Origin of the sequence: Vibrio coralliirubri (genome assembly GCF_024347375.1) — a bacterium.
Classification (GTDB): Bacteria; Pseudomonadota; Gammaproteobacteria; order Enterobacterales; family Vibrionaceae; genus Vibrio; species Vibrio coralliirubri.
The window spans coordinates 1137802-1152069 of sequence record NZ_AP025471.1; the positions used below are offsets into that span (position 1 = coordinate 1137802).

Annotated in this window: 13 protein-coding genes; 6 read left to right on the forward strand and 7 right to left on the reverse strand. The window is 44.3% G+C overall.

Annotated features, from left to right (window positions below; genetic code table 11):
• Positions 1-68 precede the first annotated feature (68 nt).
• Positions 69-1262, reverse strand: coding sequence for a glycine C-acetyltransferase (locus OCV20_RS21710; protein WP_017064793.1), 1194 nt, complete (start codon positions 1260-1262; stop codon positions 69-71).
• A 368-nt stretch (positions 1263-1630) separates the two neighbouring features.
• Between OCV20_RS21710 and OCV20_RS21715 the strand changes: the two genes are divergently transcribed.
• The gene (locus OCV20_RS21715) at positions 1631-2383 is read left to right on the forward strand and encodes an EAL domain-containing protein (RefSeq protein WP_086775104.1); all 753 of its coding nucleotides are present in this window, start codon (positions 1631-1633) and stop codon (positions 2381-2383) included.
• Between the two features lie 20 nt (positions 2384-2403).
• On the opposite strand, the gene OCV20_RS21720 is transcribed toward OCV20_RS21715, so the two are convergent.
• Entirely contained in the window at positions 2404-3216 is an 813-nt protein-coding gene (locus OCV20_RS21720; protein WP_086775103.1) for a helix-turn-helix transcriptional regulator, read from the reverse strand.
• 173 nt (positions 3217-3389) lie between these two features.
• On the opposite strand from OCV20_RS21720, the gene OCV20_RS21725 reads away from it, so the two are divergent.
• The gene (locus OCV20_RS21725; RefSeq protein ID WP_017059538.1) at positions 3390-4322 is read left to right on the forward strand and encodes a LysR family transcriptional regulator; all 933 of its coding nucleotides are present in this window, start codon (positions 3390-3392) and stop codon (positions 4320-4322) included.
• The gene (gene gloA2, locus OCV20_RS21730; protein WP_086775102.1) at positions 4322-4705 is read left to right on the forward strand and encodes an SMU1112c/YaeR family gloxylase I-like metalloprotein; all 384 of its coding nucleotides are present in this window, start codon (positions 4322-4324) and stop codon (positions 4703-4705) included. Before OCV20_RS21725 ends, gloA2 begins: the two co-directional genes overlap by 1 nt.
• 113 nt (positions 4706-4818) lie before the next feature.
• Here gloA2 and OCV20_RS21735 read toward each other — a convergent pair whose 3' ends face one another.
• From OCV20_RS21735 to OCV20_RS21750, 4 genes are all read right to left on the reverse strand, one after another.
• Positions 4819-6354, reverse strand: a complete 1536-nt coding sequence (locus OCV20_RS21735) for a PepSY-associated TM helix domain-containing protein (protein WP_086775101.1) — start codon at positions 6352-6354, stop codon at positions 4819-4821.
• 111 nt (positions 6355-6465) lie between these two features.
• Positions 6466-6816 carry a hypothetical protein gene (locus OCV20_RS21740; protein WP_061023346.1) on the reverse strand — a complete coding sequence of 117 codons (351 nt, stop codon included), beginning with the start codon at positions 6814-6816 and terminating at the stop codon, positions 6466-6468.
• A 303-nt stretch (positions 6817-7119) separates the two neighbouring features.
• Entirely contained in the window at positions 7120-7515 is a 396-nt protein-coding gene (locus OCV20_RS21745) for a cytochrome b562 (protein ID WP_004730193.1), read from the reverse strand.
• Positions 7516-7692: 177 nt separating this feature from the next.
• Positions 7693-8439 (reverse strand): phosphatase, encoded by a 747-nt coding sequence (locus OCV20_RS21750; RefSeq protein WP_086775100.1) that lies wholly within the window; start codon positions 8437-8439, stop codon positions 7693-7695.
• Positions 8440-8719: 280 nt separating this feature from the next.
• Between OCV20_RS21750 and OCV20_RS21755 the strand changes: the two genes are divergently transcribed.
• The gene (locus tag OCV20_RS21755; protein WP_086775099.1) at positions 8720-11743 is read left to right on the forward strand and encodes an HD domain-containing phosphohydrolase; all 3024 of its coding nucleotides are present in this window, start codon (positions 8720-8722) and stop codon (positions 11741-11743) included.
• Positions 11744-11815: 72 nt separating this feature from the next.
• Here the strand turns inward: OCV20_RS21755 and OCV20_RS21760 are convergent, their stop codons facing one another.
• Positions 11816-12844 (reverse strand): DMT family transporter, encoded by a 1029-nt coding sequence (locus tag OCV20_RS21760; protein WP_086775098.1) that lies wholly within the window; start codon positions 12842-12844, stop codon positions 11816-11818.
• Positions 12845-12935: 91 nt separating this feature from the next.
• Between OCV20_RS21760 and OCV20_RS21765 the strand changes: the two genes are divergently transcribed.
• Both OCV20_RS21765 and OCV20_RS21770 read left to right on the forward strand, forming a co-directional pair.
• Positions 12936-13862, forward strand: a complete 927-nt coding sequence (locus OCV20_RS21765) for a LysR substrate-binding domain-containing protein (protein ID WP_086775097.1) — start codon at positions 12936-12938, stop codon at positions 13860-13862.
• A gap of 58 nt (positions 13863-13920) precedes the next feature.
• Positions 13921-14241: a heavy metal-binding domain-containing protein gene (locus tag OCV20_RS21770; RefSeq protein ID WP_004730185.1), complete on the forward strand. Its 321-nt coding sequence runs from the start codon at positions 13921-13923 to the stop codon at positions 14239-14241.
• Positions 14242-14268: the final 27 nt, after the last annotated feature.

Here is a 14268-nt window from a genome sequence, read left to right on the forward strand (position 1 = left end):
AAAAATCTATATGTTCTACTGGGTGTTGCTCTATCTAATTAAAGGATGCTCGTGGCACCCCTTTAAAATTAGATGATACCCATGTCTTTACCAACTTGGATGAACGCATCGATTGCGCGGTCTAGTTGCTCACGAGAGTGTGCAGCAGACATTTGCGTACGGATACGAGCTTGACCTTTTGGTACTACAGGGAAAGAGAAACCTACAACGTAGATGCCTTTCTCTAGTGCGCGCTCAGCGAACTCAGCCGCTACTTTTGCATCACCAAGCATGATTGGGATGATTGCGTGGTCTGCACCGCCCATAGTGAAGCCAGCTTCTTCCATGCGAGTACGGAAATGAGCAGAGTTTTCCCATAGTTGAGTACGTAGGTCGCCAGATTCCGCTAGAAGATCTAGAACGCGGATAGACGCAGATACGATTGCAGGTGCAACAGAGTTAGAGAATAGGTATGGACGAGAACGCTGACGTAGCCAGTCGATCACTTCTTTCTTACCAGAAGTGTAACCGCCTGAAGCGCCGCCCATTGCTTTACCAAGAGTACCAGTGATGATATCGATACGGTCTACAACGTTGTGGAACTCGTGAGTACCTGCGCCGTTTTCGCCCATGAAGCCCACTGCGTGAGAGTCATCAACCATTACTAGTGCGTCGTACTTGTCTGCAAGGTCACAGATAGCAGGAAGGTTAGCCACTACGCCGTCCATTGAGAACACACCGTCAGTTACGATTAGTGTGTGACGAGCGCCCGCTTCTTTAGCAGCGATAAGTTGCTGCTCTAACTCTTCCATGTTGTTGTTCGAGTAACGGAAACGCATTGCTTTACACAGACGAACGCCATCGATGATAGATGCGTGGTTTAGTGCGTCAGAGATGATTGCGTCTTCTTTACCTAGAATTGTTTCGAACAAACCAGCGTTTGCATCAAAACAAGATGTGTAAAGGATAGTGTCTTCTTTACCTAGGAACGTAGAAAGCTTTTGCTCTAGTTCTTTGTGAGAATCTTGAGTACCACAGATGAAACGTACTGAAGCCATACCAAAACCGTGCTGATCCATACCATCTTTAGCTGCTTCGATAAGAGCTGGGTGGTTAGCAAGACCTAAGTAGTTGTTTGCGCAGAAGTTTAGTACTTCTTCACCAGTCGAGATAGAAACCGCTGCTTTTTGTGCAGAAGTAATAATGCGCTCAGACTTGTAAAGACCTTCTTCTTTAACTTCTTCGATTTGAGTTTGAATCTGTTGGTAAAATGCAGAAGACATTGTCTCATTCCTTCCTAGTTATTATTTAGCAGCATCGCGCGCCGCTTTATGTAGGGATGTAAACGATCTCAACACGATCATTTACACTGTAAAACTTATGCCTATATTCTAGTTGAACATCCCCGTTCCGATTATCCCTTTAGTTGGAAAAACATTAATGAATCACAGGCACGAATAATAGTTCATCCCAGTGACACAGGGCACATTAACGCCCTTCACTTGCTCTTTTAAACGCCAAATCACCTTTAATTTCCGTCTAATTTCGCTTTCATATCAAATCTCAATTTTTCATCTCAAAACGATATAGTGATGAATGCCCGCTTCTCTCAGAATGCGCACCAGCAACGCCGCTATACAAATGAAACACGATGAGAAGAGAAGCCAAACACATGAACCTATCAGACCACATCATACAAGAAGCCTTCGAAAACGACTGGCACACCTGTTTTTATCAGCCAAAGGTTGAGCCTAGTCTAGAGAAAGTGACTGGGGTTGAAGCGCTGTTTCGTTTAGATATTCCAGAAGAAGGGATTTTCTCTCCAGGTGTGTTTATTGATCGTGCGTTTGCATTGGGTTACGAGGAGGAGATCTTCTTTAGTGTTCTTGAACAGTCACTGACAGAGGTAAAATCTCTCTCATCTCACTTGAACTTGGCAGTTAATATCAGCAAGAAGGTGTTGGCTAACCCTGATAACGTAGAAAAGGTTCGTGAATTGCTTTGGAATACGTCGTTCAAAGCAAAGCAGCTTACTTTTGAACTCAGCGAAAACGATCAGTTGGATAACCAACTTTGTGAGCAGATTAAACGCTTTCAATCTCTTGGCATTAAAATCTCAATCGACGATTTTGGTATTGGCCATTCAGATATGAATAAGGTGATGAGCCTTAATGTCGATGAAGTGAAGTTTGATAAATCAATTGTGAATAGCGCAGAACCAGCACGTTCGGACTTGGTAAAGCGCACGTTGGCGTACTGCAAAGAGTCTGGAATTGAAACCGTGGCAGAAGGTGTTGAAGATACGGATACACATCAGCTCGTCCACCAGCTAGGTTTTGATAGCTATCAGGGCTTTCTATATTCAAAGCCACTACCTTTGACTGATCTTAGACTCGTAATGTAAGGGTGAGTAATCAAGCAGAATTAGCTTAAGACAAACTCGACGCTTTTCTTTTTCTGCTTAAGATCGTGATATCGAATACACTTAAAGTAAATATCGTGTTTGTTTTGGATGTTCTGAGAGAACGGGTTATTCACCACTTTCTTTATATCAGCCTTGAAAAAGGGCATGCCGAGTTTGCTCATGTACGGCTCTAAATAGAGATCATAAAGAAACTGAGACATTGCAGGGTCAAGAGTCGGAAAGCGAAATTCAGTGCCTGCCAAATTATCCGCCATATAATCGAAGATCTTACGTCGGATCACGACGCTGACCGCACCAACACTGCAAAGCATTTTGCTGAGGCCGTCGTAAACCACATGCCCGATAATGACGCCCTCGAACAAGAAGCAAAGCACCTGCATATCTTCTTTTCTCACGCCGAGATACTGAGCAACCTCGATAAAGTCTTTGCCAAAAGTTTTGAGGTGCATCCCTTGTATAGACTTAAGCCTTTTCGCAGGAAGCGAACCCATGTTGTATGACTCTACGCCGGTGACCTCATAGTCGTAACCAATCTCGGCACTAAACGGACGTTCCATATTCTTGGTTGCAGCTTTGACTTGCACCATCTCTTCCACTGAAAAGTCATACTCCACCTGAAAGAAGCTTGCGATACCAAGGCGACGAACAAAACTGGGCAATGTCTTTGCCCTTTCCCACTGGCTCACCATCACCTGATTAACACCGGAAAATGCTCGATGAGAATGGGAAAGTAACTCTGCAAACTCTTCTTGAGAAATTGAGGTTGCTTCGCGGAGCCTTTTTAACTCTTCTGAAAAATTCTCTTTATTCATCTGTCACTTACCTAGCTTTTTTATCAGTGTAGTTCACTTAAGCTCGTTAATAAATGAAGCCTTCAACATCGCCTTACCATGTCAGTTAATTAATGAAATTGATTCACAAATCAAAGTAAATCGCTCACAATTGCCATTAAGTTCATCGTTGAAACTAGCTTAACTGGATACTTATGATTAACCCAAAACTCATTGCCCTGCTTCCGGATCTCGCCTCGTTCATTTTGGTGGTTAACGAAGGTAGTTTTACGGCTGCAGCAAAACAGTTAGGTGTGACACCGTCAGCCTTGAGTAAGCTCATCACTCGCTTGGAAAAAGCGCTGTCGGTGAAACTGTTTGAACGAACCACTCGTACCCTTATCATCACGCAAGCGGGTCAATTGGTTTACGACCAAAGTGTGGTGATGATCAACGCAGCGCAACAAGCCGTTGAACTGTCTACCTCTGACCATACCGAACCTGCAGGCTCGATAACGGTGGCAGCGCCTGAAGCATTCTTGAATTCGGTCTTACAGCCTTTCGTTGTCCCATTTTTAAATCAGTATCCAGAAATCCAACTTAAGTTAAGAGCGGCCGATGGCGACATCGATATTTTGCGTCAAGGCATCGACATTGCTTTCCGCCTGACAGATAAGCCAGACGAAAGCTTAGTATTGAAAGAGTTAGGCAAAACTAACCTCGTTTTGTGTGCAAGCCCTGACTATTTAGATGCCAAGGGGATTCCTCACCACCCGACCGAGCTGTCTGAACACGACTGTTTGTACCTTGCAGAGACAGACAAAGACCACATTTGGGACTTTCTTAAAGATGATGAATTTCACACGGTGCCCGTTAGTGGGCGTTACGCAGTTAACCACTCGCAGATGCGACTGAAAGGTGTGAAAGAAGGTCTAGGCGTCGGTATTTTCCACGACTTCGTGATTCAAGATGCGCTGGCTGAAGGGTCGGTTGTACAAGTGTTGGAAGATTGGACCATCAAGAGTAATTACCATGGTGCGATTGCGATGCAGTTTGCTCAAACCAAGTACATGCCCGCTCGACTGCGTGTTTTCATTGATTACGCCATGGAGCACTTAGGTGACAAGTTGGCAGGAGAAATAAACTGATGCTGAAAGGAATACATCACGCGGCAATAATTTGTTCAGACTACGACGCGTCGAAACACTTTTACACTGAGATTTTGAAACTCGAGATAATTGCCGAAAACTATCGTGAGGCTCGCCAGTCGTACAAGCTTGATTTAGCGCTACCTAATGGTGCTCAGATAGAGTTATTCAGCTTCCCTAACGCACCAGAAAGACCTAGCTTTCCAGAAGCTCAAGGGCTGAGACATTTAGCCTTTTGTGTTGGTGACGTTCAACATGCCAAAAGCTATTTGGAAGAACAAGGCATTGAAGTCGAACCGATTCGAGTTGATGAATTTACGGGGAAATCATTTACGTTTTTCGCAGACCCAGACGGCCTGCCGCTAGAACTTTATCAGATCTAAAGCTTTATCAGATCTAGAGCGGTATCAAGTCTAAAGTCTTCTTCATAAAAGAAACGATCATCTGATTAATAAAACGGACTTTCTCAAGTCGAGAAAGTCCGTTTACATGTCAATTAACTCAACGCGGTCTTGAATCTCTCAACGCGTGAAAACAGTAACCAATCTAATAGCATTGCAATCACAATCGTTGCGCCCGCGAGTGGAAACAGTACCGAAATAACAACCACAGTCACTAAGCCTGCTTTCCATAAGCCCGCATCACCAAACTTCGGTGGCGCCCCCAGCTTTCTTTGGCCTGAAGGTCTGCGCATCCACCACATTACTCCACCAGTCACTGACACCACAATGAATGCCAAACAGAACAACGCGTTTAGAAGCTTGTTGATGATGCTGATGTCACCTTGGTGCAGAGAAATACCGACGGCTAAGGTTTTGGCGAATAAATTGTAATCTTGCCACGTCACCTCTCCAAGAATGCGCCCTGAATATTGGTCGAGGTGAGTCGTGCGATCTTGGGTTGGGTCGATAATGTCACCGCCCATGGTATTGGCAGCCACGGTGTAAACGCCCGTTTCTGATCGCGGGAAATTGACTTTATATTGCGTAAAACCAAGAGATTGAGCTTTTGCTATCACATCATCAATCGAGAAATTACTCGCAGACAATACATGCTGAGAATGATCCTCACCCATCTTAGAATGGTCATGAGCTTCAGACGCTTCTTCTACTTGGTGGACGTGTTCTGCTGGCTTATCTTGAGACAAAGGCAGTGGAGTTTGCTCTAGGTTCCAAGGCATTTCCTCTTCAGACCCGTGATTTAAAGAAGCATGCGTTTCGTTAGACAGAGGAATGTCATCCCACATTTGAGCAGGAAAAGTACTCCATGCTTGCACTAGCTTACCGCCCCAAAAACCTGTCCATGATAATCCTGATAGAATAAATAACAGAAGAATGAATGACAGTGTTCCGCCGATGTTCGCATGCAGATCACGCATTAAAACACGCGTTCCTGAACCAAATCGAAGCTTAAGAAAACCAGCGCGGCTCGCGTTATCTCTCGGTAGCCATAAGTAGATGCCACTGATAAGAAGCAAAATCGATAAGCTGATTGCGACTTCAATTAGGTAATCACCCCAATCACCAATCAACAAAGTGCCGTGGATGTCATTCGCGAGTTGGTACAGGCTATCGCTGCGTGGAATTTCTCCGACCACTTCGCCAGTGTATTGATTCACCGTGGCGAAAACGGAAGTACCATCTTCAAGTGATACAGAAAATCGGTTCGCAAGATCAGGGACTTTACTCGGTACAAACTGTGTCACCGTACCTTGTGGGTATTGATTCTGCACTGCAGTTAACTGTTGTGAAACCTTAATAGGGTCGCCCGATGCAACAATCTCTATGGCTTCGTGGTGGAAAGCCAATTCGATTTCATCATCAAACAGCATCACCAAGCCTGTAATGCTCAGCATTAGCATAAACGGGATAACGAATAGCCCGGCATAGAAGTGCCAGCGCCAAGTGAGGAAGTAGAGAGTTTTATTGCGGTCTTTGCTTTTTATATTGGTTTCCGAACCGGTTGTTGCACTGCTTGTAGACTGCGAAGTCGCTTGTGCTTTCGCAGGGGTTTGAGATTCATTTCTCAACATTATTATTTCCTTTGACACACGCAAACATACCTTCTGAAAAATCAGAAAGTAATCTGAGCATGGTTAACTTTACTTAATACTTTATTTTTTAATTATTTTAGTGGGGTAGGTTTAAGCAATATCAAAGGGAGGGCCGCGCGGGGCTTGCCTCATATAGCGTTCGCTTAGAGCCAAAAAAGCGTAGCTGTCGGAGACAATAGAACTCAGTCGAGTTGTCAGTAGTGTAGTTGGAAGTTCGTCTTGGTGAAACGTGGAAAAATGGCTAAAGGGACACGGCTTTCCTTTGTGAGTATTGGGTTCGCCTTCTTCAATTTGAACCAGTTCAAAGCCGTTGACCGTACATAACGACGCCCATACTCCCGCACTATTACCATGAGCATTGATAACAGGCATTAATGTCACTAGCACCCAGCTTAATGCTGTAGCGAGTAACATGGAGAAATTGAACGAAGTTCGGCGCATTATTCCTAATCTTTATAAATTCCCCTTATTATGAGGCACTTGTTATATAGGTAAACGTAAAGATTAACATCAGGTTAAAAAATTGAAGCTAACGCACACTCTTTTTAGTTAAAAACTGGTTACAACGAAAGAGCTGAGAGAATGTGGCGAAACTCGACATAACAAACTGTTTATAAAAAAGACAATAAAAAACGCCGCCTTACACGTTCTCCTAAGAGGATAATGTAAGGCGGCGTTTTAGGAATTGAATCTTAAGGTTTTGCTCTTTGATACACTAACAAGCAAACTCTATTGATTAGCAGATTAACCGAAGATCTTGCTCCAAATGCTTGGATTACGCTTCTCGTGATACTCTTCACGAAGGCCATCGATAGTACGAAGCTCTTGCTGTGCAGATTCAAATTCACCTTGGTCTAGCTTCTTCTCAATGCTATCAATCGATGCACTGATCTTTTTGAAACCTTCCATGAAGTGTTCTTCTTTCTCAATTGGGTAAACACCCGTTTTGAGCTCAGCAACTAGCGTGTCGATACGTACGATAGGCTTTTGCATCTCTTCAATGTTTTGAGCTTCTGCCGCTTGTTTGAACGCAAGCTTCATTTCTTGCATGTTTTTCTTAAGGTCAACATTAGCAAAAGCGTTGCCAGACAATAGTGAAGCAGCGATTAAGCCAGATAAAAGGATTGAGCGAGTTTTCATTGTTTCTCCAGGTGAAGCGATGTCTTTGAAGATAGCGCCATCGTTATTGTGGCACTTCGACTTTATTATTTTCGGCTAGTGTATACAAAAATCCGTCGGGCACAAAAATTGATTGTGTCGAAATGCAAACTAGCTAGCTAACCAATGACTAAAAAGTAAAAAGTAACGGACATTCCATCACTGAAATACCGAAAATTCAGCAATAGATTGGCGGCCACGCAATGCTAAAAATGCCAAAAACTGCTGTGGCGAATGAGTGACCACTTTATTCGAATCCACACCTACTTTATCTAACAATGCAGCGACTAAGTCCAAGCCACCGACATCTACGCAGAAATGCGCATCGCTACCTGTCGTAATAAACGCACCTTTCGCTTTCGCTATTCTTGCGATCTCATAACAGCGGTCAACACTGCCAACTCGGCTATTGCCTTTGAGTGTGGTGTTATTGATTTCAATCGCCACGTTATGCTCCGCCGCACATTGAATCACAGCTTCAAAATCGAAATCAAAATTTGGGTTTCCTAAATGACCAAGTGCATCAATTCGACCACCTTTAATCACATTCAACAATGCTTCTGTATGAGTAGTGACATCCGATGGGCGAAATACTGGCTCATGAAAACTCGCGATCACCCAATCCAAGTTCTTATCCACACTCGGATGAATGTCTATTTCACCCTGTGTGTTCATGATGTTTGACTCGACACCTCGAATAATAGCGACATCTTCAATAAAACGAGGAAGCACACGCTGGTTACTGAAAAACCAATAGTGTGGCGCGCCCGGCATAGACTCGGAATGGTCGGTCGTACAAAACATAGCTAAACCGTTTTGTTTTGCAGATTTTGCATTCTCGATCAACGTGCTGTAAGCATGACCACTTGCGTATGTGTGGGTGTGAGTATCTACTTTGAGTTCCATGAATCAATGCCCTCTTCGCTCGGTCAAAAAACGTGCTTCAGAAAATGAGTGCTTAATAGCAACAATCCGACCAGTTTATCAGCTGAAAGTGACAATTAGCACCTAAACATAAGGGTTTCTTGTGAGTTCATTTACACAGCACAATAATACGTGGCTAACCAGACGACACTAACGCTTTTCTTATCTAAGTAAAATCGAACATATTCGGTAATTACGCCAATTTTTTGCAACCTACCCAAGTTCGTCAATACTTAAACCAGTCTACAAACTGGAGTGTTAGATGAGAAGAAGACGATATCCGCTGAGTATCCACATCACTAGCCTTTTCTTAATTTTGACCACTCTTGTCGGTACCGTACTGATTTCGATAAGTTATCGGCACTCTCAAGAACTGCTTTTAGGCACCGTGCGCGAAGTCAGTAATGAACATCGCGATAAGCTGGAATCGGTATTTAAACAAGCTATTGCCCCAGTCATCACAACCTTAAACGTGATGGCAGTGAGCCCGTTTGTTGCTCATCAAACCTCCTCCGTCGAAAAAGAATCTTGGCTTGCTTCGGTCGATATTATCTTCAAACAAAATACTAATTTAGTCGCTCTGTTCTATGGCTCTGAAGATGGCGATTTCAGAATCTTTCGCCCTCTGAGTTCCATTAAACAGAGAGCCGACAACAACGCTCCCGCCAAAGCGACCATGATGGTCAGCAGCACCAATCTAGATGGTGAAAACTTTATTACCTTTCTCGATGGCGCACACCAAGTGATCAGTACCCGACAAGCCGAGAGTAAGTTCAACCCCACGACTCGACCTTGGTTTCGTAACGCAAAGCCTGACGGCTCAATACAACTCTCTGAGCCCTACCTGTTCTATTTCCTGCAAACCAATGGCATCACGCTTTCTAGACGTTCTTTGGATGGCAAGCATGTCGTTGGTGCCGACTTCACGTTGAAATCTCTCTCTTCCCAGATCAGTGAATTGGCCTACTCTCCACAAACCCGACTCGCTCTGTTCGATCAACATTTCAATCTTCTCGGCCAACATCAACTTGATCTATCGATTCCCAAGCTTACCTCCCAGCCTAACGACACAAGTAAAACTGAGAAAACGAATAACCAAACGACGGGGAAACTCTCTGGCAGTGAGCAAGACCAAAGCTTCTTTAATGTGCCCAAACGTGAACAGATGGAAGCATTGAAAGCATCCGTCATAGCACCACTTATCTCCGACGAGGAGAAATTAAACCTCAACCTAAAAAACGTTGAGTACAACCTAAACACTTGGGCATTAACACTAACGCCTGTTGAGCTCACTCAGAATGTCACTTTATATTTGGCAGAGGCTACGCCGCACAATGAGTTGCTCTCTGATCTTATCTCGATGCGTGACAAGCAAGTCGCCGTCGCGATTGGGATGTTGTTCATCTGCTTCGCTATCGTATGGTTTGTTGCTAATAGACTGTCTCAGCCACTCAATACGCTGATGCAACTCACCGACAACATCGCACGATTTGACTTCAGGCGAACTCATTATCCCAAAAGCATGATTCAAGAAGTGGCTAACCTCGCCCACTCAATTGAGCTGATGGAACACACACTTCATGATCTTATTACGCTACTTCGAGACACGGCCGGTAATCAGGAGTTTTCGATATTAGCCAAAAATATTGCTCATCAAAGCTATTTAATTACCAAAGCAGAAACCATCGTCCTCTTCACTCAATCAAAAGAGAAAGATGTGTTTGATACGGCCGCGAACCTCGCCATTTTGCCCTTTAAGGCCGACATCAATGACTTCATCAAACACACCCCTTGGTTGCTGTGCCAGCTTAAATCTGGAGAAACCATCCACTTAAACCGAGAAGACAATGTTCTCAACTATTACCAAGATTCGATCTTCAATTCAGATCTGTACCTGTTTCCACTATTAAACCGTGAGAAGTTGTTGGTGGGTATCGTCGCAATTGGCTATGAAAGACCGATTACCAAGATGCAGGCAGACAAGCACGCCTTCTTACGAGAACTGCTCAGTTTTGCGGAAATAGCCAAAGACAACATCGACCAAATGCAGCAACAGAAAGACATGCTTAATGCCTTTATCGAGTTGATTGCATCAGCGATTGATACAAAATCACCTTACACGGGCGGGCACTGCCAACGCGTGCCTGAACTGACCAAATGGCTGACTCAAGCAACCATTGATGATGACCGTTATTACCCGCAATTCTCATTGGATAGTAAACAGTGGGAAGAGTTAATGCTCGCCGCTTGGCTTCATGACTGCGGCAAGGTAACCACACCCGAGTATGTCGTAGACAAGGCAACAAAACTTGAAACCATTTACGACCGAATCCACGAAGTGCGAATGCGTTTCGAACTGTTAAAACAACAGGCTGAAACCGACTACTGGAAAGCTATAGCGAACGGAGCGCTTCAAGAGGATCAGCTTAAGATCCTCGAACAAAGCTTGTCAGAATTGGATGAAGAATTTGCCTTTGTTGCTGAATGTAACCTTGGTGGAGAGTCGATGACGGACGAACAACTAGAACGCTTAGACCGAATAGCCAAGCGCCAATGGAAACGAACACTCGACGATCAGCTAGGGTTATCTTGGTCTGAAAAAGAGAGATTCAATGCACAACAAGACACGACAGAGAAGAGTGAAGCTGAGCCAGCAAGAAAAGACCAAATACTACCGGTGATGGAACCGCTACTTTCTGATAAACCCGAACATAAAATACCGTGGGATAATGGCTTTAGCCCTGCTGATGTATGGCAAGAAGCGTTTGTGCTTAAGCCAGGAGAGGTCAAATACAACCAAGGTGAACTGCACAACTTGAAAGTTCGTCGTGGCACGTTAAACGATGAAGAACGTTTCATGATCAACGATCATATTATTCAAACCTTCACCATGCTTAACAAGCTGCCTTATCCGTCTTACCTCCAGAATATTCCGGATATCGCCAGCGGACACCACGAGCGTATCGACGGCAAGGGCTACCCAAGAGGCTTAAGCGAAGACCAATTACCTCTACCGTCCAGAGCGATGGCCATTGCTGATGTCTTTGAAGCGCTCACCTCTAGTGATCGCCCGTATAAGAAAGGCAAACTCCTAAGCGAATCACTCAACATCATGACCGACATGGCCACCAGCGGTCATATCGATCCCAAGCTGTATTTGCTGTTCTTAGAAAACAAAATCTACGACAAATACGCTGAGCGATTCCTAGAGACTAAACAGCGTTGCGAGATTGAACCAAACGAACACATCGACCGAGTCAAAGAGTACATACGCTCATTGTTTTAAGCTAACCATTCAGACTAAAGACCATAAGCTTCATAACCTTCATAACCTTCATAAGCTTCATAAGCTCAATGGTTAGCTTTTAGCTGCCGAGTCCAATACCGCAACGTCCACTACAGTCGCTACAGCCACTGTGACTCGCGGCGTTTGCTTGGCTTTTGCTTTGCTGTGTCTCTTCGCTAATAGCGTGTTGGTAATGCTCGCCACAACAATCAGGTTAATGCCAATTATCTGCTGAGTAGAAAACACATCATCAAAGAACAACCCCTGCCATAAAGCGCTAAACAGCATGTTAGTAAAAATCAGTGGTGCCAACTGGGAACCGCTGTCTGCAAGCTTATAAGCCTTGGAGCGGAAAATTTGAGTATTGATGGTAAACAGTGCGAGTCCAAATGCACCAAGTCCAATCCAACGCAAGTCATCAAACGACAGCAAAGTCGTTAAAGCTCCATACACACTATCCCCCTTAAATACATCTGGTACAGCAGAAACAGAAGTCAACACGAGCATAGGTATAACAAGTATTGCTGCGACTAAAAAGGTCCATGCGTTAAGCTCTGCTGGTGTCAGGCTAGTTTTAGATGCTCGGTACAGACTCACTTGCGAGCCAGAATTAAACACACCCGCTAGAAGCCCGAGCAATAGCGCAGGTCTAAAAAACTCCGAACCAAACTCAAACTGCGACCAATCCCCTGCCATCATCACTACGCCGAAAAATGTAATTGCTAAACATGCGATAGTCGTTGTATGAATCTTAGTTCCGAATATTAATTTTTCTAACAATGGAATAAACAGCGGACCCGTACTGAATAACACCACACCTTCAACCAGCGTTAAGGTTTGTAGTGAAGTAAGGAAACACCACTGACACGCCACCATAAAGATCGCTCTCATCACTAAAGGTTTCCACATATCGAGTGAAGGTTTCGTTATTTTGTAAAACATCAAGAATAAGAATAAGAACAGACTGGGTAACAAAAAACGCACAAAACTGAGTAACGAGACTGGCATCACTTCAGATAGATACTTGGCCATCAAGCCACTCAAAGACAAACTGAACGTCGACAACAACATGAAAGTCGTCGCCTTGGTAATATCAGACATAATTATCACCTCCTATGACACCTATTTTAGAAGCGTGACGTGATGAAAAATAGCGAGTAATATTAACCATAACTGTAAGGAAAACTTACCAATGAAGAAACTCGTTCCGCTTAAATCCGTTTATGCTTTCATTGCTGTTGCTGAAACCGGCAGCATGACCGACGCTGCTCGAGTGTTGTATGTCAGTCATTCGGCAGTAAGCCAAGCCATCAAATCACTAGAGCAACTGGTTAATAAACCGCTATTTCAGCGAGTAGGTCGTCGTGTTGTTCTTAATGCCGCCGGTAAGCGATATTATCGAAAGGTCGCGCCTGCACTTGAGCAAGTGATAGAAGCCACCGAAGAGCTTGCCAGAACGCCTAACGATCACCGCATTACCCTCAACATGGTCAACTCGCTCGCAATGCACTGGTGGATCCCTCGAGTCCCCGAATTTCAAGCATTTGCTCCCTCACTTGATATCCGTATTTCGACATTAACCGGCCCTTTCGATATCGAACAAGAAGGTGTCGATATTGCCCTCGTACATGGCAAGCCAAACGAATGGGAACAATATTACAGCGAAAAGCTCGGCGACGATGAACTAGTCTTGGTGTGCAGCCCTGCTCTATTGAAAAACCAGACCGGATTAAACGTCCAGCAACTTGTGAAACAAAACCCAACCATTGGTGCGTTTAACCCAAGACGACAGCATGACTGGCAGGTGTGGTGTGATCATTATCAAATACCAATGCCGACGTTCCACAGTAACTTGACGTTCGATGTCTCGATTCAAGCCGTGCAAGCTGCAATTCGTTCGCTTGGTGTTTTAGTCACTCACCGCTTGTTTGTGAAAGATGACATCAACCATGGGATGCTTGTGGAGTTGGGCGAACCCGTCGCTAACCCACACCAAGATTTCTATTTTGTTTGCCCAAAAAACAAATTAAAACAAGAAAGTGTGCTAAAACTGAGAACATGGTTGAGGCATGAATTCACACGCTCAGAGACATCACTGAGCGATGTTATTCAAGAGTAAGACCAAACTATCAATCCATACAGCGAGTAACAGCTCATCAAGCTTACAAGAGGCCATTATGATTATTACCACCACTCAATCTGTTGAAGGCAAACGCATTGTCGATTACAAAGGGGTTATCGCCGGAGAAGCCATTCTAGGGGTGAATGTTTTCAAAGATATGTTTTCAGGAATTCGTGACTTTGTGGGTGGACGTTCTGGCACCTACGAAAAGGAACTGGAGAAAGCACGCAACTACGCATTCAAAGAGTTAGAGCAAAAAGCGATTGAAGCGGGTGCCAACGCGGTGGTAGGTGTCGATATAGATTATGAAGTATTAGGAACAGGTAATGGCATGTTGATGGTATCAGCGAGCGGCACGGCGGTTGTCGTCGCTTAATCTATTAGGCTTTAAGCAATCAGGCAG